Raw genomic sequence first — 19,737 nt, 5'->3', positions numbered from 1 at the left:
GAGCGCCGAAACGTCAGCAATTTTTACGCAGCGCGGCTATAATCGCGCCACACACGATGTTTTTATCTCCTTTGATCCAACCGCGGACCCCTCTTTTTTATGCTGAGTTATCGCCACAGTTTTCATGCCGGCAACCATGCCGACGTGCTCAAACATACCGTTGAAAGCCTGATTCTCACCGCCCTGATGGAGAAGGAAAAACCTTTCCTCTATCTGGATACCCACGCCGGTGCCGGACGTTACCAGCTGAGCGGAGAGCACGCCGAGCGTACCGGTGAATATCTGGAAGGCATTGCGCGCATCTGGCAGCAGCCGGACGCGCCAGAACTGCTGAAGCCTTATCTGACGGCCGTTCGCAACCTCAACCCGCATGGCACCTTGCGCTACTATCCAGGCTCGCCGCTGATCGCCCGCTACCTGCTACGCGAAGAAGACAAGCTGGAGCTGACCGAACTGCACTCCAGCGACTATCCGCTGCTGCGTTCTGAATTCAGTAAAGATGCGCGCGCACGCGTAGCGCGTGGCGACGGCTATCAGCAGTTAAAAGCCAAACTGCCTCCGCAGAGCCGCCGTGGTCTGATTCTGATCGATCCGCCGTACGAAATGAAAAGCGATTATCAGGACGTGGTGAAAGGCATTCAGGAAGGTTACAAACGCTTTGCTACCGGTGTGTATGCGCTGTGGTATCCGGTGGTGCTGCGCCAGCAAATCAAACACATGATCAAAGACCTGGAAGCCAGCAACATCCGCAACATTCTGCAGATCGAACTGGCGGTGCGCCCGGATAGCGATCAACGCGGCATGACCGCCTCCGGCATGATTGTGATTAACCCGCCGTGGAAACTGAAAGCGCAGATGGAAGAACTGTTGCCGTGGCTGCATAAGAAGCTGGTGCCGGCGGGTACTGGTCACTACAGCGTGACGCAGATCGTTCCAGAATAACCGGCTTGTCGGGTGCGGCTGCTGGGCCGCCCTTTGCCGTTGCCCTTCTAAGGACACTCTTTATGTGGATCATTCTGGCTGGCGCACTCACTGTGCTGTCGCCTGCCAAACGCCTTGCCGTACTACTGCTGTTATTGGCGACGATAATGGGCCTGTTCCAGGATGTGCTGGACTGGCCTGCTCTCGCCATTTTAGGTGCTATCGCTTTGCTGGCGTGGGTGCGGGTGGAAAATCCCACCAACCGTGCGGTGCTGCTCATCAGCGAAGCGCTGCTGGTGCTGACCGCCGGTGGCCTGTTCCTGCACCTGTTGCCCGGCTTTAACAACCCGCGCCAGATCGAGGAGATGCAGGTTGGCCCCAACAGTGTGCCGTTCAGCTTCTACTATAACTTCGATAAAGCGCTGATTCCCTTTGTGCTGCTGGCTGCGTTACCCACGCTGTTCCGCACGCAGAAGTTTCCCGCACCGCACAAGATTCTGTGGCTGCTGTTACTGGCGGCGATCCCGCTGCTGCTGTACGTCGCCGTGCTGCTGGGTGGACTGGCGATTGAGCCACACTGGCCGGACTGGCTCGGCAGTTTTATGCTGGCAAACCTGTTCTTTGTCTCGCTGGCAGAAGAAGCGTTCTTCCGCGGCTATGTGCAACAGCGCCTGCGCCAGAAAATCGGTGGCGTGGCGGCGCTGTTGATTGCGTCAGTGCTGTTTGGACTGGCGCATTTCCCTGGCGGGATGATGCTGGTGGTCTTTGCCACTCTGGCCGGATTGATTTACGGCCTGGCGTGGCACTGGAGCGGGCGCGTGTGGGTCGCCACCGGCGTCCACTTCCTGTTCAACATGACGCACCTGCTGTTCTTCACCTATCCGGCGTTACAGCATTAAATCTCGAACACCGCGAAATCTCGTGCCAGCTCGGTTGCCGCAAACACCGACTGGCACTCCGCCAGCAGTCTCTCCCGGTCGCTCGACAAATAACGCGAACTGAAGTGCGTGGCGATCATGCGTTTTGCACCTGCCAGTTTTGCTACTTCGGCAGCCTGAATCGTGGTGGAGTGGCCGCGACCATTGGCTTTTTCGGCCATTGCGGCTTCCAGCGTGGTTTCGTGCACCATCACATCCGCACCAGCCGCCAGCTCAAGCGCCACTTCGGTCGGACCGGTATCACCGAATATCGCCACCACTTTGCCCCTGGTCGCCGGGCCGAGATAATCCGCGCCGTTAATCTCACGCCCGTCTTCTAGCCGGATGCATTTGCCCTCTTTCAAATCCTGATACCAGGGCCCACGCGGCACGCCTTCTGCTTTCAGTCGTGGCGCATCAAGAAAGCCCGGCTTGTCATGCTGCTCAATGCGATAGCCATAGCACTCGACCACATGATTCATTGGATAGGCAATGACGCGGAACTCGCCGTCATCCAGCACTTCGCCCGCTTCAATTTCCACGATCTCCAGCGGAAATCCGGTGTAAGAGCCACTGAGGCTGAGTGCTGTCTCAACAAACTGTTTGATGCCTTTCGGACCATATATCGTCATCGGCTCCAGCAGCCCGGCCATTGAGCGGCTGGTGAGCAAACCCGGCAGGCCAAAGATGTGGTCACCGTGCAGATGGGTAATAAAGATTTTTTCCAGCCTGCTCGGCTTAAGTGCAGAGCGCATAAACTGGTGCTGCGTCGCTTCACCGCAGTCGAACAGCCAGGTGTCGCCCCGTTTCGACAGCGTCAGTGCAATCGCCGTGACGTTACGTTGCAGGCTCGGCGCACCCGCGCCGGTGCCGAGAAAAGTCAGATGCATAATGTCTTCCATGTAAGCGGAACCTAGATTTAACCCTATCATAATCATAGGCCGAACCTTTGCGCGGCTTGCACAAGCAGCGTTACACTCTATGCCAATTTTCTTCCAACAGATGGACATTCCGGATGACCCGACATTTTGACTACCTCGCCATCGGCGGCGGCAGCGGCGGTATCGCCTCCATTAACCGTGCAGCGATGCATGGCCAGAAATGCGCGCTGATCGAAGCGAAAGAATTGGGCGGCACCTGTGTCAACGTTGGCTGCGTGCCGAAAAAAGTGATGTGGCATGCCGCGCAGATTGCCGAAGCCATCCACTTGTATGGCCCCGATTACGGTTTCGATACCACCGTGAACAATTTTGACTGGTCGGTGCTGGTGAAAAACCGCAGCGCCTATATCGATCGCATCCACACCTCGTACGACAACGTGCTGGGTAAAAACAATGTTGAAGTGATCAAAGGCTTCGCACGCTTTATTGATGCCAACACCGTGGAAGTGAACGGCGAAACCATCACGGCCGATCACACCCTGATCGCCACCGGCGGTCGTCCAAGCCATCCAAAAGTGCCTGGCGCGGAATACGGTATCGACTCTGACGGCTTCTTCGAGCTGGATGCGCTGCCGAAGCGTGTCGCGGTGGTGGGCGCAGGGTATATCGCGGTGGAGCTGGCCGGTGTGGTCAACGCACTGGGTGCCGAAACCCATCTGTTTGTGCGCAAACACGCGCCGCTGCGCAGCTTCGATCCGCTGATTGTCGATACGCTGGTAGAAGTGATGCAGGCCGAAGGCCCAACGCTGCATACCGAGTCGATTCCAAAAGCGGTGATCAAGAACGCTGACGGCAGTCTGACGCTGCAACTGGAAAGCGGTCATGAGCAAACCGTCGATTGCCTGGTGTGGGCGATTGGTCGCGAACCGGCTACCGACAATCTCAACCTCTCCGTGACCGGCGTGGCGCTGAACGACAAAGGCTATATCAACGTTGATAAGTTCCAGAACACCAACGTGAAAGGCATTTATGCAGTCGGTGACAACACCGGTGCTGTGGAGTTGACGCCAGTGGCCGTCGCCGCAGGGCGTCGTCTGTCAGAACGCCTGTTCAACAACAAGCCCGACGAGCACCTGGATTACAGCAATGTGCCAACTGTGGTATTCACCCATCCACCGATTGGTACCGTTGGTTTGACCGAACCACAGGCACGCGAGCAGTACGGCGACGATCAGGTGAAAGTGTATAAATCTTCCTTCACCGCGATGTACACCGCCGTCACCCAACATCGCCAACCGTGCCGCATGAAGCTGGTATGTGTCGGCCCAGAAGAGAAGATTGTCGGCATTCACGGTATCGGTAACGGTATGGATGAGATGCTGCAAGGCTTCGCGGTGGCACTGAAGATGGGCGCTACCAAGAAAGACTTCGACAACACCGTGGCGATTCACCCGACGGCGGCGGAAGAGTTTGTCACCATGCGTTGATGAATGGGGCGGCATTTGCCGCCCTTTTTACTGCATCTGCAGCACCGGCACTTCTACAACAGTCACTTCCTGCTCGCCGCTCTCCATCAGGCGGAACACCGTTTCCATCATGCCTGCCACATCCTGTTTCACCATGCTGATGTCTTTACACAACAGCGCCACGAACGGGTCCCAGTCGAAACAACCAATCGCCGGATGTTTATCATCAGATAACAGATCCTCAGCACGCAGAAACTGCACCACCCCTTCCAGCGAAATGGTCGAGTTCACGAACAGGCCAAATTGCCCCGTTACATGTTGCTGAAAGTGATTTTTCAACGCCGTTTGCGCTTTTTCCGGCTCATAGCCACACAGCAGCAAATTCTCCTCCGACACGGAAATGCCTCGTTCCTGATGTGCCGCCAAAAAGCCGCGCAGGCGCTCTTTACTGTTGTGATCGCTGGCGCGTCCGCCGACAAAAATCAGCGGCTGCGGACACTTCTCCAGCAGGCTGCGCGTCAGGCTCAATGCGCCATGGAAGTTATCCGAAATCACTGAAGGGGCCAGCGAACCGGGCAGATCGAGATTCAGCGAGGGTACGCCCGCGGCCTGACAGAGTGCCGTGATACGATCGGGATCGGTTGCCCCGGTCACTACCATGTAATCCACCTGCCAGGAGAGCATGGTGCGCGCCGCTTCCAGTTCCAGGTCCGGATCGCGCTGCGTGCAGGTAATCACCGGGAACAGGCCGCGATCGCGCGCCATCTGCTCAAAATTTTCCACGATTGAGCCAAAATAACGGTTGTCGTATTTGGGCACGATCATACCGATGGTTTTCGAGCGCGTGGTACGCAGCATGCTGGCCTGTCGATTCAGCGCATAGCCCTGCTCTTGCGCAATCCGGCTCACTTTCTCGGCAGTGCTGGCACTGATGCGCCGCTTCTTCCAGTTGCCGCTTAAAATCGCGCTCACCGCGCTTGCCGAAACCCCCGTGAGTTCCGCGAGGTCATAAATGGTGGTTTTCTTGTTTTTGCCGATCCCCGTCACAGAACCCATCCCTTTATTGCGCTTTTTGTTGCTGGTTAAAAGTCGGGGTGATACTTGTGCTTCATCGATTGAGCACCACCCAAAACGCCATTGATAAAGGATTATAAGATGAACTCGAACCTCTTCTCCATGCATAACCCACTCAACGGAAAAGTCGCCGCCATTACGGGCGCTGCCTCCGGTATCGGTCTGGAATGCAGCAAAGTGCTGCTGCAGGCCGGGGCGAAAGTCGTCCTGATCGATCGCGACGGCGACAAGTTGCAGCAGCTGGTGGCGGAACTGGGTCCACAAGCGCTGCCGCTGCAGATTGACCTGATGGACGGCAAACAGGTTGACGGGATTCTCGATGACATTCTCAAGCTGGCGGGCCGCCTCGATATTTTCCACGCTAACGCCGGTGCCTACATTGGCGGGCCGGTGGCGGAAGGCGATCCCGATATCTGGGATCGCGTACTGAAACTCAACACCAGCGCGGCCTTTCGCTGTGTGCGTTCGGTGCTGCCGCATCTGATCGCGCAGAAATCGGGTGACATCATTTTCACCAGTTCGATTGCGGGCGTGGTGCCAGTGGTGTGGGAACCGATCTACACCGCATCCAAATTTGCGGTGCAGGCCTTTGTGCATTCAACTCGTCGTCAGGTGGCGCAGCATGGTGTGCGCGTCGGTGCAGTGCTGCCGGGGCCGGTGGTCACTGCCCTGCTCGATGACTGGCCGCAGGAGAAGCTGGACGACGCGCTGGCCAATGGCAGCCTGATGCAGCCCATTGAAGTAGCGGAGTCGGTACTGTTTATGGTGACGCGTTCGCCGGGTGTCACGGTGCGCGATATCGTTATCCTCCCCAACAGCGTTGACCTGTAACCAGCCGAGGTGCAGCAGCATGAGTAACGAAAAATATTTGATTGGTGTCGATGTGGGTTCGGCCAGCGCTCGTGCGGGCGTGTTTGACCGCGCGGGAAATCTGCTCGGTCATGCAAAGCAGTCCATCACCACCTTCCGTGCCCACGGTCATGTGGTGGAGCAATCCGCCAATGAGATTTGGCAGGCGGTCAGTCACTGCGTGCGCGAGGCGGTGGCCACTGCCGCTATCGATCCCGCTGCGGTGGCGGGCATTGGCTTCGATGCCACCTGCTCGCTGGTGGTGATCGATGAACAGGGCCAGCCATTGCCCGTCAGCCCAAACGGAGAGGCAGAACGTAATATCATTGTGTGGATGGATCATCGCGCGACGCAGCAGGCCGATGCCATCAACGCGACGAAACATCCGGTGCTCGACTATGTGGGCGGACGCATCTCACCGGAGATGGAGATGCCAAAACTATTGTGGCTGAAAACATACAACCCGCAGACGTTCCAGGCCGCCGCTCACTTCTTTGACCTTACCGATTACCTGAGCTGGCGCGCGTCGGGCGATAGTGCCCGTTCGTCCTGCACCGTCACCTGTAAATGGAACTATCTGGCGCATGAACAGCGCTGGGATAGCGACTACTTCCGCGCCATTGGTTTACCGGAATTCGCCCAGGAGAAGTTTGCGCGCATTGGGCAACGCATCGTCGAGCCTGGCACGCCATGTGGAAGCGGTTTAACCGCACAGGCCGCCGCCGACTTCGGTTTACCCGCAGGCACGCCAGTGGCCGCCGGGTTAATCGATGCCCATGCAGGTGGCGTCGGTACGCTGGGCGCAGATGGCAGCCCGGAAGACAAACTCGCCTACGTATTTGGCACCTCATCCTGCACCATGACACCCACGCGTGAGGCCGCATTTGTGCCAGGTGTGTGGGGCCCGTATTACTCGGCGATGGTGCCGGGTTTATGGTTGAGTGAAGGCGGACAAAGCGCGGCAGGTGCCGCCATCGATCGCCTGCTGGAGATGCATCCAGCGGCTGCAAGGGCACAGCAGGCCGCCGATGCCGCTGACCTTTCACTGCCGGTGTACCTTGCGGAACAGGCTTTGCAGCAAGCTCGCGGTGAATCAGCAACGGTGGATTTAGTCGAAGGTCTGCATATCGTGCCGGAATTTGCGGGTAATCGCGCGCCCTTTGGCGACCCTTACGCGCGAGCGGTGATTTGCGGTCTGGGCATGGACAATGACGAAGCCAGCCTGATCGCACTGTATATTGCCGGCTTGTGCAGCCTTGGCTACGGCCTGCGCCAAATCATTGAGGCGCAAACCAGCAAAGGCATTGTCACGCGGTCGATTGTCATCAGCGGCGGTGCGGGGCAACACTCGTTGGTGCGCCAACTGCTGGCGGACAGCTGCCAGCTTCCTGTGCAATCTACCCACTGCCCTGAGCCGGTATTACTGGGCTCAGCGATTCTTGCCGCTGCCGCCAGTGGCGTGTATTCCGACGTCACCTCGGCGATGGCCAACATGACTACCGATGAAAAGCGCTGGCATCCGGAGCCGTCGGTTTCGCCACTTCATCAGCACCGTTATGATGCATTCAAATTATTGCAGAGTACCGCGCGTAATATTCGTCAGATAAGCGAATAAACGTCGAATAATATTTCTGTGCGCCGCACAAACGTCGGCGCCCGGTTATTTCATCCTGCCATTTCCTGCAAGATAAAATTTAATTTCTTCACTACTCAAGCTTACGCCACCGGGATACTATTTATCCCTTAGCTAGCGCCCTTCGCGCTGGCATTTTTATGCGTTTTTTAAGGCAAGGGGAGCAGCATGTTTATCGGTATTAAGCCGTGGTTCGAGGTTCAGGCAACCGCATGAATATCATCAGCATTATTATGTCTGCGGGCAAAGCCTCGGTTGATGTCGCGTTGTACACGCTTATTCCTATCATGGTGGTGATGTTATTCATCATGAAATATCTGGAAGTGAAAGGCGTGCTGGATTTTGTGGTACGTCATTCCACACCGTTATTAAAACCTTTGGGTATTACCGGGCTGGCGTTATTTGCCCTGATCCAGCTGAACTTTGTCAGTTTCGCTGCGCCGTTAGCGGCATTAGCGATTATGGAAAAGCGCGGCACCTCCGATCGTCATATGGCGGCCACGCTGGCGATGCTGTTTGCCATGGGGCAAGCCAATGCGTTTTATCCGTTGATTCCCGCAGGACTGAACTGGACTGCGGCACTGCTAATCTCCATCTGCGGCGGCGTGCTGGCCGCAGCAGCCACTTATCACTTCTTTGGCCGCAAACTTTCTGATGCGGCGCTGCTCAATGAAGATGAAGCCGTTGCGAATAATGAAAGCAAGATGGGGCTGATTGCCATCATCAACAGTGCGGGTGCGGATGCGATTCGCCTGGCGCTGGGCTCACTGCCGATGCTGATTCTGTCTCTTTCGGTGGTCGGCATTTTGAAAGAATCCGGTGGCATTGAGATGCTCACCCGGCTGGTTTCTCCGCTGCTGGATAGGCTCAACATCTCCGAAGTCTACATTCTGCCTGCCCTGACCAAATGTCTGGCAGGCGGTACTGCGTATTACGGCGTGGTGGCGGGATTGGTGGAGAAGGGACTCTACAGCGCGCATAACATTAATGCCTCGGCGGGCTGGTTGATTCAGACCTTTGACCTGCCGGGTATTGGTATCTTCCTGGGTCTGTCGAGCCGTTTCCCGCGTCTGTTCCGTTTCGCCGTGCCGGGCATTATTCTTGGCATCGCGCTACGCGGCGTGGCACACGCCCTGATATTTTAATTAACCCTGGCGCTGAAAGGTTTATTCAGCGCCCTGTTTAAATAACACTACAATTCCCGCGTGTTATTTTAAATTAACCCCATACATTCCATCGTTATTTTCATCAGTTGCAAATCCTTTAAATATCGTACTATTATCGCCAGCATGGTTTTGCAAAAATAATTAATCCCGACTTAATATCCGGTTAATTAATTCCTTAACTTCATTGCAGGTAATATTCCTGCACGTCATCTATTGATACGCAGATAGGGTAGATCCATGAGCGGTAAACAAATAACGTGGAATGGCGGGTTACAACCTGAAGCCATCGACATTCTGTCACAAGACGGCGGCATGATTGTGAGCCCAACGAAAGTCGGCTACATCATCATGACCTCTGATAAAGCCGGGTTAGAACGTAAGTTCGAAGCCAAGCAGCGCAAGCGCAACAAGCCTGGCGTGGTGCTGTGTGGCTCGCTGGAACAACTGCGTTCACTGGCTCAACTGACGCCGGAAATTGACCAGCTTTATCAGCAACATTGGGATCAAGATATCCTGCTGGGCTGTATTTTACCGTGGCGCGAAGAGGCGCTGGCGCGTATTCCGGCTGACGGTTCTAAAGAACTGATGATGGATGGACGCCAGACCAGCTGCTTCGTGATTAAATTTGGCCGTCCCGGTGAAAATATTGCGAAAGCGCTGTGGGAAGATCACGGGAAATTCTCATTCGCCAGTTCCGCCAACCCATCGGGTCAGGGAAACCGTGGTCTGGTTGAGGGTATTGGCGAACGTATTGAAGCACGTGCTGATTTAATTATTGAAGCCAATGACTACGTGAAATCCATCCAGCCCAACGACGAAAATAAAGTGCGCTACGAGCAGGGTGTGATGGTGTCGATGGTGGATAGCGAAGGTCGTCTGATCCCGCAGCAAAACGGTGAACGTAAAATCACGCCGTGCCCGGTGCTGATTCGTAAAGGCCTGGATGTCGATAAAATCATGGCGCTGCTGTCAGATATCTTCCCATCATGGGATTACCGCCACGGTGATTACTACTGATGTGCTGACGCCTGTTTCCTTATAGGGGAAACAGGCTCACCTTATTACCACTCCACCGTAATCTTGCCGAAATGCCCTGCTGACTGCTGATGTTTAAACGCCGCAGGCAGGTCGCTCAAGGTACCGTAGCTGTCGCTGATCACGGGGCGAATGCCGGTTTGCTCTAACGCCCGCACAAAGTCCTGCTGCTGACGGCGATGCCCGACAATCAGGCCCTGAATACGTGCCTGTTTTGCCATTAACAGCGAGGTGGGGATCACCCCTTCGCGCCCGGTCAGTACGCCAATCAGCGCAATATGACCGCCGACGCGCACTGCCTCGATCGACTGCGCCATGGTGCCAGGTCCACCGAGTTCAATCACCACATCTGCCCCCTTGCCATCCGTAAGCTGTTGTACGGCTTTGCCCCACTCTGGCGTGCTGCGATAGTTGATGCCCGCATCGGCACCCAGCGCCTGTGCCCTGGCGAGCTTCTCATCTGACGAGGAGGTGACAATCACCCGTGCACCCATCACTTTGGCAATTTGCAGTGCAGTGATCGACACGCCGCCGGTACCCAGCGTGACGATGGTATCGCCCGCTTTGATTTGTGCATCCCCTACCAATGCGCGCCACGCCGTCAGGCCGGACGTGGTAATGGTTGCCGCTTCAGCATGGCGCCAGTCACGCGGGGCGAGCGTAAAGTGATGGGCCGGACGCACCACCACTTCAGCGGCAAAACCGTCTGCTCCATCGCCGGGTGTCTGGGTGAAATTGCCGACCTGGGCAAAGGGTAAACCGTCCTGCCACTGCGGGAAGAAGCAGGACACCACGTGGTCACCGGGCTTAAATTCCGTGACGCCCGCTCCGACCTCTTCAACCACCCCCGCGCCGTCCGCCATCATGATGCGATCCTGCTCGGTGGGAATCGATCCATCAGCCACCAGCAGATCGTGGAAGTTGAGTGACGTCGCGTGAATCGCCACGCGGATCTCTCCGGCGGCGGGTTTACCCGGATCGGGCAGATCCGCCAGTTGCAGATGCTCTAAACCACCGGGCTGTTTCAGGATCATCGCTTGCATGATTGCTGTTCTCCTTGGTAACGGTCGCCATAAATGGCAACCCTACAATGTTGGGTGCAGTGTGTTCGATCAGATATATGGCGACCCCACCCTGATGGATGCCGTGTATACGATCAGATAAATGGCAATCCTAGGGTTTCATGTTCAATCGTAGGGTGCGCATTTATGCGCACCTGGTAAAAACTGACGTTAAGTGTGGCAGTTGTGCTCAATCTCCGCCTGCTACAATGTGCGGTTACAGGGGGGCAATCATGGTTGATGTGAAACGAGTCTACGACGAGATCAGCGAACAGGATGGCTACAGGGTTTTGGTCGATCGGCTATGGCCGCGCGGCATGAAAAAAGCCGATCTGCACTGCGATGCGTGGTTGAAGGACATCGCGCCTTCTGCCGCATTACGCAAAGCGCTACACAGTGAAACCATTGATTTCGCCCATTTCGAAAAGCAGTATCGTGCCGAGTTGCAACAAAACGCAGCACTCGCCGAGCTGAAACAGCGGATGGAAAAGCAAAAAGTGACCCTGCTGACCGCCACCAAACTCGATCAGCAGAGCCACATTACCGTATTGCAGAAACTGCTGGATTAAACATCCGCCCCGTACGCGGCGGCTTTTTGCGCGCGTAACTCAGCCAGGCGCCGTTCCAGTGCGGCCTCAATATTGTCATACGCTGTGCTGCCCAGCGCTAAGCGCAGTGGCATGGCAGGCTGATCCAGTGTGGCGATCATGGCGGTGACAGATTTTGCAGCATCTCCCTTAATCGCGAAATCACCCGACAAGATCGCGCGGCGCAGCTGACCTGAAGCCGAATCATGATAAGCATCCAGCGGCTCGGCAACATCCAGTCCTGCACCAAAGTTAGTGGCGGTTGGCCCCGGCTCTACCAGCAGGAAATCGATGCCAAAGCTGGCCACTTCCTGCCGTACCGCTTCAACAAATCCTTCAATGCCCCACTTGCTGGCGTGATACAGGCTGAAGTTGGGATAAGCCACCTGCCCACCTTCCGAGGAAACCTGCGCGATGCGCCCGCCGCCCTGCTGGCGCAACAATGGAATCACGGCACGAATCAGCTGAATGGAGCCCGTGAGATTGGTGGCGATCTGGCGATCAATCTGCACATCGCTCAGCTCTTCCGCAGCACCAAACAGACCATAGGCGGCATTGCTCACCACCACATCGACGCGCTCCACGTTGGCAAATGCCTGCGCGATGGCTGGCGCAATGCTGGCAGTGTTCGCCAAATCCAGCATCATGACCTGTAACTGCTCACCGTATCGCGCTTGCAGATCTGCCATTGCCTCAGTGCGGCGCACGCAGGCCAGCACGCGATCGCCACGCGCCAGTAAATCTTCACTCATTAAACGGCCCAGCCCACTGCTGGCACCGGTAATTAACCAGGTTTTCATTTTATCGTCCTCCGGTTGAAAACCCGATGATAGATCGCTTTACTGGTGGCTATCGTCTCCCTAATCGCGCATGACCTGGTGAGGAAAATCCACCAATGAGAAGACCTTCCTGGCATGAATTGCAAGCCATTAAAACCCTGGGTGAGCAGCGCAGCTTCCGTCGCGCCGCTGAGATGCTCGGCCTGAAGCGCTCTTCACTCAGCCATCTGGTGAAAACGCTGGAACAGAATCTGGGGGTACAGCTTTTTCAGCGCACAACCCGCAGCGTATCGCTCACCGATGCCGGGCAACAACTCATCGATCGCCTCGCTCCACTCCTGAATGAAATGGATGAAGTGCTGCACGATGTCAGCGCTCGCCGCCAGCAGCACGCAGGTACCTTGCGCATCAGCGCCAGCGATGCGGCAATTAGTATCCTGCTGGAAAAGGTAGTGCCGGGATTTTGCGCCGAGTATCCCAATATCCAGCTCGATCTAGCCGCGCAAGGTGAACTGGTGGATATCACCGCAGCCGGATTCGATGCCGGCATTCGGTTAATGGAAGATGTGCCGCAGGATATGGTGGCGATTACGCTGGGTGGCCCACTGCACTTTATCACCGTCGCTTCCCCCGAATATTTGGCCTCACACCCGCCGGTGCAGCAGCCGCAGGATTTGCTGCAGCAGCAGTGCATTCGCCACCGGCTGCCAAGCGGCAAGCGCTATCGCTGGGAGTATGCAAGGGCGGGAGAGAGCAGTGAGATCGATGTGCCGGGCTTGATTACGCTGGACAATAACGCGCTGATGACCAGCGCGGCCATCAGCGGATTGGGCATTGCTTATGTACCCTCGCTTTACGCCGAAGCGGCGCTGCAATCGGGTCAGTTAGTGGAACTGCTCGCCGACTGGCGGGTGCAGTCGGCGGGGATGGCATTGTGGTTCCCGCCCAACCAGCATCAGTCGATGGCGCTGCGGCTGTTTATCGATGCGCTGAAAATCAGCCTGCCGCGCCAGTCGTAACTCAAGCCTGACGCTGTGGCGCTTTGTGCACCATGGTGTAAGCGTAATCCACGCCCATGCCGTATGCGCCGCTGTGCTCACGCACCAGATCCATCACCGCATCGTAGGTTTCTTTGCGTGACCAGTCGCGCTGGTACTCCAACAATACTTGCTGCCAGGTCACAGGCACCGCACCGGCCTGAACCATGCGCTGAATCGAACGCTCGTGGGCATCGACGCTGGTGCCGCCTGAAGTATCGGTCACCACGTACACTTCAAAGCCCTCTTTCAGTGCCATCAGGGCCGGGAAAGTCAGACACACTTCAGTCCAAAGCGCAGAGATAATCAGCTTCTTGCGACCGGTTTTCTTCACCGCTTCGACGAATTTGGCATCTTCCCATGAGTTCATGGAAGTACGCTCAATCGGCCTGGATTCTGGATGCACCGCCAGCAGTTCTGGCCAGATGTAGCCGCTGAAGCTTTCGGTCTCTACAGAGGTATAAATCACCGGCACGTCGAAAACTTTGCCCGCTTTTGCCAAAGCGACGGTGTTATTTTTGAGCTGCTGGCGATCAATATTGGCGACGCCGAAGGCCATCTGCGGCTGGTGGTCGATGAAGATCAGAGTAGAGTTCTGTGGGTCGAGCAGGTCAAGTTTAGACATGATGTATTCCTCTAAAGTGTTTTTAAATTTGTGTGTTGTGCTGCTGGAATGAACTTTAGAGAAAGGGGCCGCGAAGAGATAACGCAAAGAATTTTACAACTTGTTCAAACTGTTTTTAGAAGGTTGATTTATAAAGATAAAACCAGCTTACAGCGTCTGTATTTGTGGTGAAAATACCTGACTTTCGCATTGCTTATACGGCAATGACGGGCGTAACCTGTGCTGACTAAATCATAAAAAACACCATCGCAAAAATGATCGTACGTCCTCATCAACACTGGTTCCTCCGGCTGTTCGACTGGCATGGCTCGGTACTGGTAAGCATTGTATTTCGCCTGTCACTCAACCTGCTGATGTCGGTGATCGCCATCATCGGTTATCCCTGGTATTCCACCTTGGGCATTCACCTCACCACGGCACCGTTCAGCTTGATTGGTGTGTCGATTGCGGTATTTCTCGGCTTTCGCAACAACGCCAGCTATGCACGCTTTATTGAGGCGCGCACGCTGTGGGGCAATATGCACATCGCCCAGCGCTCGCTGCTGCGTCAGATAAAAACGATTCGTGGCGTCAGTGAAGAACAGGTGCAGGAGTTTATTGGATTGCAGCTGGCATTCAGTTGGGCGTTGAAACACCGACTGCGCAAAACCGATGCGCAGGCTGACTTAGCGCGTTTGCTGCCGGAAAAATGGCAACGCGCGGTGCTGGGCCACCCTATGCCGACATCGCAGACGCTGTTATGTATGGGCGAGTGGTTGGCGCAGCGGCGCGATGAAGGGTTGGTATCGGATATTGTCTGGCAGAGTATTGATGAGAATCTCAATCTGCTGTCGGCATATCTGGGAGGCTGCGATCGTCTGGCCAGCACGCCGATTCCATTTGCCTACAGTTTGATTCTGCACCGCACTGTGTATCTGTTCTGTACCCTGCTGCCGTTTGCGCTGGTGGCGGATTTGCATCTGATGACGCCGCTGGTGTCGGTGTTTATTTCCTACACCTTCCTGTCGCTGGAGTCACTGGCGGAGGAGTTGGAAGATCCGTTCGGCACTGCGCCTAATCATCTGCCGCTGGATGCGCTGTGCGTCAATATCGAGCGTAATTTGAAGGCGATGAATAACGATTTCCCGCTGCCCGAACCACATCAGCCGGATCGCTATTTCAATTTGACGTAATGCGTCCATGTGTCAGACGCGCACAACCGGCACAGGACGAGCAGATGAGACCGACCCCATAGGTAACACTTTTGTGGTCAGTCTCTTTGGATAATTTGTTTTTCTGCCCGGTTAGCTGTGCAGATCCAGCCAGCGCACATACGCCTGATCCCACAGCGCGGCAGGCGAACCCGCTTTACCCAGACCAAACCCGTGCCCGCCACTGCTGAGTTCAATCAACTCTACCGGCACCTGCATACGACGGCAGGCATCGCGCATCATTTCAGTGTTATGGGGATTGGAGGTGTGATCATCTTCCGCCTGGGCGAGGAACGTCGGTGGATATTGTCGGGTGACATAATTCTGCACTGACCAGTTCGCTTCCTGGGTTGGCGTCGCATGATCGCCTACCATCATCAGGTGCGTCTTGGTGTTCTGATACGGCGCTTCAAGGGTGATGACCGGGTAAATCAGGCCAACGCTATCGGCCGTTGGGCGGATCTGGTCCAGCGGGTCCTGCGCAGGATAGGTGGTGAAATCAGGGCGCGCCGCCGCCATACCCAGCAGATGTCCGCCGGCCGAGAAGCCGAGCAAGTGCACTTTACGTTCCATTGAACGCACCAGACGAATGGCGCGCTGCGCATCCTGCAGCGGCGCGAGGTTGCCCGCCTGCCACTTCTCTCCCGGCAAGCGATAACTCAACACATAAACGGTATAGCCATTGGCATTCAACCAACGCGCGACGGGCCAGGCTTCGCGCCCCATGCCGATAAAGCGGTAGCCGCCACCAGCCGCCACAATCACCGCTTCACCATTCGGATTTTCTGGCCGGAAGCGTTGAATGGCCGGAGAAACGATATTCGTCCAGGAGCCGTTCATGCTGACTTTCAACAGTCCAGACGGCCCACCGCCGCCCGGCGGATCGTCAGGCCACAATGGGATGATGTCATCACGGGCAAACAGTTTGCCTGTGGTCATCGAGAGAGCGGTTGCCCCGGTTGCCAACAAAAAGTGACGCCGTGTAAGTTTCATGCCCAGTAGCCAGTATTGAAAAAAACATGTCAGCCTTGTGGGCTGCGTCTCGTTATGTGATGCGTGTCTGATTTCAACGCTGGCGATTATGTACGCATTTTGTACAAAAGATCCATTAAAAAAGCGCCTAAAAAGGCGCTTATTTTATCGTTAATTTGCATAACATTTGCCGCCATCTCATAGCGCCTACCCAAACCTGATTATCGGCTCAGTAGCGAAATCCCGAGACCTGTTTATCGGCTCAGTAGTGAAATCCCCTAAATAATTCGGACTGTAGCAAGGCGGCAAGGATGCGAGTCCCCGGGAGCTTACTCCAGTAAGTGACTGGGGTGAGCAGGCGCAGCCAACGCCGCTACAGTGCGAAGTATGACGGGGATTTAATCCCCTAAATAATTCGAGCTGTGGCAAGGCGGCAAGTGCGTGAGTCCCCGGGAGCTTACTGTAGTAAGTGACCGGGGCGAACAAACGCAGCCAACGCCGCTACAGCTTGAAGTATGACGGGGATTTAATCTTGCTGCTGGAATTGGGTCATCACAGTTTGCTCGCACTGCTGCTGATTATGGCGCAGCTGCGCACGCTCATCCTCGCCCAGTTCCATCCAGGCACTGATCACTTCCTGCGCCGTTTCTTCATTGAATTCAGGCTTATCCATCGCCGAAGAAGACTGGCTGGCAGCCAGCTGAGACTTCATCTTCGCGGTATAGGTATCCAGATCGCTGGTCTTTTTTTCCGTGCTCACCAGATGGCACAGCTGGCTGGCATACACATTCTCTTCGCTGGTGTTATCACCGTCAGCGGCGAAGAGAGGGGCGGAAAGCGAGAGCCCAACGAGGGCGATCAATATGGCTTTCATAATAGACTCCAGTAATTTCCAGAAAATCACTTTTGATTATGTTGCGCACGTGCCGCCTGACAGGCGGCACGCCAGTTTAATAACGGCGTCACCGTGATGCCATGCAGCACGATGCTGCACACCACTAACGTCAACGCCATATCCACCATTTGCTCTGCCTGCGGGCCACGCATGCCGTGCACCCAGGCATAAGCGATGTAATTAATACTGCCGATGCCGCGAATCCCTAACCAGCCAATCAGCAGGCGGCGCATCAGGGGAATTTCGCAGCGCCAGGTGGTGATCCACACCGCCAGCGGACGCACTATCACGAACAGCAGCAGTGCGAGGCCAATGCCGGTCAGGTTCCAGTGCTGCGCCAGTGTGACTCCCAGCACCACCATCATCGCGGCGGCCAGCAGCCGCTCGATGGTATCACCAAATGACAACGCATCGCCGACCACCAGGCCCACTGATTTCACCATACCGCTGCCACCGTGTGCCAGCCGTTGGTTGGGATTGACCCGGGCTTCTGCGGGCAGGTATTGCTCCTCTTCTGACAACGCTTCCTGCGGATAGTGCTTCACCACGCGCAGTTCTGCACGACGTAATCCCACGCCAGCCGCAAAAGTCGCCAGGAAGCCCGAGGCCTCCACCGACTGTGCCGCCGCATAACTTAGCGCAATCAGCGCCAGCGCGAGAAAATCATTGGGTGCTGTGTCCTGATGTGCGCTGCGCAGATGGGTTACCAGATGGCCAATGACGCGTCCCATCAGATACCCGATTGCCAGCCCGCCACCGATGGCCCACAGCCCATCTTTCAACACCCATTCACTCAGATGGCCGATATCCAGCGAGCCAGATTGCATCAGCAGTAACGCCAGCATCAACAGCGGCAGCGCCGAACCATCGTTCATGCCCGCTTCGCTGGAGAGCGCCACGCGCAACGCATCATCATCACGCGCATCGTTAACGGAAATCAGACTGGCCAGCACCGGATCGGTGGGTGCCACGATGGCACCAAATGCCAGCGATATCGCCCAATCGAAGCCGGTCATCCAATGCACCAGCAGCGTCATGCCGCCTACGGTGAGCAGCATCGCGGGAAAGGCCAATCGCACGCCGACCCGCCAGGCATGTGCGTTGAGCGGGAGACGTAACTTGAGCCCGGTGATAAACAGCGAGGCTGCCATGGCGATTTCGGTGAGGTGGGCGGCAAGATTGGCGTGCCCGATGATGTCGATTTGCAGCAGATTGAAGACCCACGGGCCGCATAAAATGCCCGCAAGCAGGTAAAGCCCAAATGAAGTCACTGGCCCACGGTGTATCCAACCGGAAGCCAGTGACATCAGAAGCAACAGACCACCGGTGGCGGCGGTCCAGGCCAGGAAGTTCATAACGCTCCGTTTTTAAATAACATTCTCCCTTAAGCCTGGCACAGGATTGACGATCAGTTTTTCAGGTGACGACTCGCCAGACGAATCAGCAACGCAAGCGCAGCGGCAAGTGTGGAGAGCGCCACCACGCCGGTCCAGCCAAAGTGCGCCAGCGCCAGACTTCCGAGTGCCGCACCGGTCGCCATGCCGATAAATACCACGGTAAACATCAATGCGTTCAGTCGGCTACGCGCTTCTGGTGCCAGGCTGTAGACCAACGTCTGATGCGCCACCAGCGTGGCCTGCACGCCCAAATCGAAGCCGATGGTGCTGATGATGATCAGGCCAATCTGTGCCGGAACCGGCAACAGTGGCAGCAGGAACATCAGCGCAAATGACACCATCACCAGCGTGGCACCATACTGGGTGACACGTGCAGGGCCGATGCGATCCGCCACGCTTCCCGCCAACGGCGCCGCCAGCGCACCCGCTGCACCCGCCAGACCAAATGCCCCCGCTATTGCACTATCAAAATGGAAGCGTTCACTCAGCATCAGCGCCAGTGTTGACCAGAAAGCGCTGAATGCCACTGACAGCAAACCCTGTGCTATCGCCGCACGGCGCAGCGTCTGGTGATGCTGCCACAAGTGCGCCAGCGACAGCAGCAGACGCGGATAGCTGACAGAGGTGCCCGGTTTGAAGCGCGGCAACACACGCCACAGCGCGAGGCTAATCAACAGCACGGCAACCGCCGCCACCATGTACATGGTGCGCCAGCCCAGATATTCCGCCACCACGCCGCTCACCACGCGTGACAGCAGAATACCGACCAGCAAGCCGGTCATCACTGTGCCAACGGTTTTACCGCGGCTGCGCTCTGGCGCGAGAGCCGCCGAAGCAGGCACGATATCCTGCGCCACGGTAGCAGTTAAACCGGTGACAAAGCTGGCGATCAGTAACGCGTTGATGCCGCCAGAGAAGCCGCACAGCAGTAACGCAGCGACCAGCATCAGGCCTTTTATCAGGATGATGGTACGGCGATCGTGGCGGTCACCGAGCGGTGCCAGCAGCAGAATACCGAGTGCATATCCCGCCTGGGTCAGCATTGGCACCATACCCACGCTGCCGATACCGACATTAAATTGTTTGCTGATGATATCCAGCATCGGCTGGCTGTAGTAAATCGATGCCACGCTAAGCCCGGCACCTGCAGCCAGCGTGAACACCAGCGGCGCTGGCAGTTTTTCAGCTGGCAATGCAGTAGATTGCGAAATGGCTGACATAGTGGATTCCCCCGTGAAAGTGCGCTTATTAA

General features: G+C 56.2%; 19 protein-coding genes. 10 read left to right on the top strand and 9 right to left on the bottom strand.

Features of this window, described 5'->3' with window-relative positions:
- Positions 1–99 precede the first annotated feature (99 nt).
- Together ACCW76_RS14050 and ACCW76_RS14045 are read left to right on the top strand one after the other, a co-directional pair.
- Positions 100–942 carry a 23S rRNA (adenine(2030)-N(6))-methyltransferase RlmJ gene (locus tag ACCW76_RS14050; RefSeq protein ID WP_038644229.1) on the top strand — a complete coding sequence of 281 codons (843 nt, stop codon included), beginning with the start codon at positions 100–102 and terminating at the stop codon, positions 940–942.
- A 62-nt stretch (positions 943–1,004) separates the two neighbouring features.
- Positions 1,005–1,820 (top strand): CPBP family intramembrane glutamic endopeptidase, encoded by an 816-nt coding sequence (locus tag ACCW76_RS14045; protein ID WP_436338855.1) that lies wholly within the window; start codon positions 1,005–1,007, stop codon positions 1,818–1,820.
- Here ACCW76_RS14045 and rnz read toward each other — a convergent pair.
- Positions 1,817–2,728, bottom strand: a complete 912-nt coding sequence (rnz, locus tag ACCW76_RS14040) for a ribonuclease Z (protein ID WP_436338854.1) — start codon at positions 2,726–2,728, stop codon at positions 1,817–1,819. The genes ACCW76_RS14045 and rnz overlap by 4 nt on opposite strands.
- 125 nt (positions 2,729–2,853) lie before the next feature.
- Between rnz and gorA the strand changes: the two genes are divergently transcribed.
- Entirely contained in the window at positions 2,854–4,206 is a 1,353-nt protein-coding gene (gorA, locus tag ACCW76_RS14035) for a glutathione-disulfide reductase (RefSeq protein WP_436338853.1), read from the top strand.
- Positions 4,207–4,233: 27 nt separating this feature from the next.
- On the opposite strand, the gene ACCW76_RS14030 is transcribed toward gorA, so the two are convergent.
- Positions 4,234–5,232 (bottom strand): LacI family DNA-binding transcriptional regulator, encoded by a 999-nt coding sequence (locus ACCW76_RS14030; protein WP_436338851.1) that lies wholly within the window; start codon positions 5,230–5,232, stop codon positions 4,234–4,236.
- Between the two features lie 108 nt (positions 5,233–5,340).
- Here ACCW76_RS14030 and ACCW76_RS14025 point away from each other — a divergent pair, with 108 nt between their 5' ends.
- From ACCW76_RS14025 to ACCW76_RS14010, 4 genes are all read left to right on the top strand, one after another.
- Positions 5,341–6,090, top strand: coding sequence for an SDR family oxidoreductase (locus ACCW76_RS14025; RefSeq protein WP_197080196.1), 750 nt, complete (start codon positions 5,341–5,343; stop codon positions 6,088–6,090).
- Positions 6,091–6,109: 19 nt separating this feature from the next.
- Entirely contained in the window at positions 6,110–7,723 is a 1,614-nt protein-coding gene (locus tag ACCW76_RS14020; RefSeq protein ID WP_436338849.1) for an FGGY-family carbohydrate kinase, read from the top strand.
- Between the two features lie 230 nt (positions 7,724–7,953).
- Complete coding sequence (locus ACCW76_RS14015) at positions 7,954–8,886, top strand: nucleoside recognition family protein (RefSeq protein WP_038644224.1); 933 nt, start codon at positions 7,954–7,956, stop codon at positions 8,884–8,886.
- A gap of 258 nt (positions 8,887–9,144) precedes the next feature.
- Complete coding sequence (locus ACCW76_RS14010; protein ID WP_038644223.1) at positions 9,145–9,924, top strand: L-threonylcarbamoyladenylate synthase; 780 nt, start codon at positions 9,145–9,147, stop codon at positions 9,922–9,924.
- Positions 9,925–9,968: 44 nt separating this feature from the next.
- On the opposite strand, the gene ACCW76_RS14005 is transcribed toward ACCW76_RS14010, so the two are convergent.
- Positions 9,969–10,985: a zinc-dependent alcohol dehydrogenase family protein gene (locus ACCW76_RS14005; RefSeq protein WP_436338846.1), complete on the bottom strand. Its 1,017-nt coding sequence runs from the start codon at positions 10,983–10,985 to the stop codon at positions 9,969–9,971.
- Between the two features lie 251 nt (positions 10,986–11,236).
- Here ACCW76_RS14005 and ACCW76_RS14000 point away from each other — a divergent pair, with 251 nt between their 5' ends.
- The gene (locus ACCW76_RS14000) at positions 11,237–11,572 is read left to right on the top strand and encodes a DUF488 domain-containing protein (protein ID WP_436338844.1); all 336 of its coding nucleotides are present in this window, start codon (positions 11,237–11,239) and stop codon (positions 11,570–11,572) included.
- Here the strand turns inward: ACCW76_RS14000 and ACCW76_RS13995 are convergent.
- Positions 11,569–12,390, bottom strand: a complete 822-nt coding sequence (locus tag ACCW76_RS13995) for an SDR family oxidoreductase (protein ID WP_436338843.1) — start codon at positions 12,388–12,390, stop codon at positions 11,569–11,571. The genes ACCW76_RS14000 and ACCW76_RS13995 overlap by 4 nt on opposite strands.
- Before the next feature lie 95 nt (positions 12,391–12,485).
- Between ACCW76_RS13995 and ACCW76_RS13990 the strand changes: the two genes are divergently transcribed.
- Positions 12,486–13,388 carry a LysR family transcriptional regulator gene (locus tag ACCW76_RS13990; RefSeq protein ID WP_436338842.1) on the top strand — a complete coding sequence of 301 codons (903 nt, stop codon included), beginning with the start codon at positions 12,486–12,488 and terminating at the stop codon, positions 13,386–13,388.
- Between the two features lies 1 nt (position 13,389).
- On the opposite strand, the gene ACCW76_RS13985 is transcribed toward ACCW76_RS13990, so the two are convergent.
- Complete coding sequence (locus tag ACCW76_RS13985) at positions 13,390–14,031, bottom strand: hydrolase (RefSeq protein ID WP_045814110.1); 642 nt, start codon at positions 14,029–14,031, stop codon at positions 13,390–13,392.
- Between the two features lie 254 nt (positions 14,032–14,285).
- Between ACCW76_RS13985 and ACCW76_RS13980 the strand changes: the two genes are divergently transcribed.
- On the top strand, positions 14,286–15,203 hold the full coding sequence (locus ACCW76_RS13980; RefSeq protein ID WP_436338839.1) for a bestrophin family protein: 918 nt from the start codon (positions 14,286–14,288) through the stop codon (positions 15,201–15,203).
- Positions 15,204–15,314: 111 nt separating this feature from the next.
- On the opposite strand, the gene ACCW76_RS13975 is transcribed toward ACCW76_RS13980, so the two are convergent.
- From ACCW76_RS13975 to ACCW76_RS13960, 4 genes are all read right to left on the bottom strand, one after another.
- Positions 15,315–16,160 carry an alpha/beta hydrolase gene (locus ACCW76_RS13975; RefSeq protein WP_038649806.1) on the bottom strand — a complete coding sequence of 282 codons (846 nt, stop codon included), beginning with the start codon at positions 16,158–16,160 and terminating at the stop codon, positions 15,315–15,317.
- A gap of 559 nt (positions 16,161–16,719) precedes the next feature.
- Complete coding sequence (locus ACCW76_RS13970; protein ID WP_045814112.1) at positions 16,720–17,067, bottom strand: YaeQ family protein; 348 nt, start codon at positions 17,065–17,067, stop codon at positions 16,720–16,722.
- A 26-nt stretch (positions 17,068–17,093) separates the two neighbouring features.
- Positions 17,094–18,443 (bottom strand): cation:proton antiporter, encoded by a 1,350-nt coding sequence (locus ACCW76_RS13965; RefSeq protein WP_436338838.1) that lies wholly within the window; start codon positions 18,441–18,443, stop codon positions 17,094–17,096.
- Positions 18,444–18,496: 53 nt separating this feature from the next.
- A complete protein-coding gene (locus tag ACCW76_RS13960; RefSeq protein WP_436338837.1) occupies positions 18,497–19,705 on the bottom strand; it encodes an MFS transporter in 1,209 nt (402 codons plus the stop codon).
- Between the last annotated feature and the right edge of the window lie 32 nt (positions 19,706–19,737).

The sequence above is a fragment of the Pantoea sp. C8B4 genome (assembly GCF_051336905.1).
GTDB classification, from domain to species: Bacteria; Pseudomonadota; Gammaproteobacteria; order Enterobacterales; family Enterobacteriaceae; genus Pantoea; species Pantoea rwandensis_B.
Note: the sequence above shows the minus strand (reverse complement) of the source record. Positions and strands in the feature narration are given on the sequence as shown.

Bases quoted from the DNA above. Each gene is read 5' to 3' on its own strand.
- rnz (WP_436338854.1), bottom strand. From the start codon at position 2,728: ATGCATCTGACTTTTCTCGGCACCGGCGCGGGTGCGCCGAGCCTGCAA.
- ACCW76_RS14045 (WP_436338855.1), top strand. From the start codon at position 1,005: ATGTGGATCATTCTGGCTGGCGCACTCACTGTGCTGTCGCCTGCCAAA.
- ACCW76_RS14000 (WP_436338844.1), top strand. From the start codon at position 11,237: ATGGTTGATGTGAAACGAGTCTACGACGAGATCAGCGAACAGGATGGC.
- gorA (WP_436338853.1), top strand. From the start codon at position 2,854: ATGACCCGACATTTTGACTACCTCGCCATCGGCGGCGGCAGCGGCGGT.
- ACCW76_RS14050 (WP_038644229.1), top strand. From the start codon at position 100: ATGCTGAGTTATCGCCACAGTTTTCATGCCGGCAACCATGCCGACGTG.
- ACCW76_RS14010 (WP_038644223.1), top strand. From the start codon at position 9,145: ATGAGCGGTAAACAAATAACGTGGAATGGCGGGTTACAACCTGAAGCC.
- ACCW76_RS13965 (WP_436338838.1), bottom strand. From the start codon at position 18,443: ATGAACTTCCTGGCCTGGACCGCCGCCACCGGTGGTCTGTTGCTTCTG.
- ACCW76_RS14020 (WP_436338849.1), top strand. From the start codon at position 6,110: ATGAGTAACGAAAAATATTTGATTGGTGTCGATGTGGGTTCGGCCAGC.
- ACCW76_RS13990 (WP_436338842.1), top strand. From the start codon at position 12,486: ATGAGAAGACCTTCCTGGCATGAATTGCAAGCCATTAAAACCCTGGGT.
- ACCW76_RS14015 (WP_038644224.1), top strand. From the start codon at position 7,954: ATGAATATCATCAGCATTATTATGTCTGCGGGCAAAGCCTCGGTTGAT.
- ACCW76_RS14025 (WP_197080196.1), top strand. From the start codon at position 5,341: ATGAACTCGAACCTCTTCTCCATGCATAACCCACTCAACGGAAAAGTC.
- ACCW76_RS13960 (WP_436338837.1), bottom strand. From the start codon at position 19,705: ATGTCAGCCATTTCGCAATCTACTGCATTGCCAGCTGAAAAACTGCCA.
- ACCW76_RS13985 (WP_045814110.1), bottom strand. From the start codon at position 14,031: ATGTCTAAACTTGACCTGCTCGACCCACAGAACTCTACTCTGATCTTC.
- ACCW76_RS13995 (WP_436338843.1), bottom strand. From the start codon at position 12,390: ATGAAAACCTGGTTAATTACCGGTGCCAGCAGTGGGCTGGGCCGTTTA.
- ACCW76_RS13980 (WP_436338839.1), top strand. From the start codon at position 14,286: ATGATCGTACGTCCTCATCAACACTGGTTCCTCCGGCTGTTCGACTGG.
- ACCW76_RS14005 (WP_436338846.1), bottom strand. From the start codon at position 10,985: ATGCAAGCGATGATCCTGAAACAGCCCGGTGGTTTAGAGCATCTGCAA.
- ACCW76_RS13970 (WP_045814112.1), bottom strand. From the start codon at position 17,067: ATGAAAGCCATATTGATCGCCCTCGTTGGGCTCTCGCTTTCCGCCCCT.
- ACCW76_RS13975 (WP_038649806.1), bottom strand. From the start codon at position 16,160: ATGACCACAGGCAAACTGTTTGCCCGTGATGACATCATCCCATTGTGG.